We start from the raw sequence: 263 nt of genomic DNA on the forward strand, positions 1-263 counted from the left end.
GACGCCATTTGCGGGAATAGCTCAGTTGGTAGAGCACGACCTTGCCAAGGTCGGGGTCGCGAGTTCGAGTCTCGTTTCCCGCTCCAATTTAAGCAGTGTTGCCTTCGGGCGGCATTGAGTGAAACCAGGGTACGATCTTCGGATTTAACCTCTGGGCACTGAAATACACACCATGTGTTTCAGTAGCGTGTCCCCTTCGTCTAGTGGCCTAGGACACCGCCCTTTCACGGCGGTAACAGGGGTTCGAGTCCCCTAGGGGACGC

General features: G+C 56.3%; 2 tRNA genes. Both read left to right on the top strand.

The annotated features are described in order from the left end of the window. Window positions 1-10 precede the first annotated feature (10 nt). Window positions 11-86 (top strand) — tRNA-Gly (locus C9383_RS26115). A 103-nt stretch (window positions 87-189) separates the two neighbouring features. Continuing rightward, window positions 190-262, top strand: a tRNA-Glu gene (locus C9383_RS26120). The last annotated feature ends 1 nt before the right edge of the window (window position 263 follow it).

Source organism: Pseudomonas palleroniana (assembly GCF_003031675.1).
GTDB lineage: Bacteria > Pseudomonadota > Gammaproteobacteria > Pseudomonadales > Pseudomonadaceae > Aquipseudomonas > Aquipseudomonas palleroniana.